The sequence below is a fragment of the Paraburkholderia sp. BR13439 genome (assembly GCF_040948805.1).
In the GTDB taxonomy this organism is placed as follows: Bacteria; Pseudomonadota; Gammaproteobacteria; order Burkholderiales; family Burkholderiaceae; genus Paraburkholderia; species Paraburkholderia youngii.
In genome coordinates, this window is sequence record NZ_JBFPKN010000213.1 from 1 (window position 1) to 255 (window position 255).

Sequence of the window (255 nt, forward strand, 5' to 3'; positions counted from 1 at the left end):
CGGCGCGGGCTTCGCACATCGCGTCAAAGCTGCTCGCCGCAAGCCTGGGCGCACATGGCATCTGTACGAAGTCTTCGTTACGTTGCGCGGTGAGCCTTATCTGCTCTGGCGGGCAGTCGACCAGCACAGCGCCGAACTCGACATCCTCCTGCAGAAACGTCGCGATAAGGCCGCAGCAAAGCGCTTCTTCAACCACGTGCTGGCCGCCTGTACCGACGCGCCACGAAGGATTGTCACCGATCAATTGCGCAGCTA

At 61.6% G+C, this 255-nt stretch carries 1 protein-coding gene; it reads left to right on the forward strand.

The window, feature by feature from the left end:
* On the forward strand, positions 1–255 hold a 255-nt coding region (locus AB3X96_RS42925; protein WP_368594459.1), incomplete at both ends, for a DDE-type integrase/transposase/recombinase.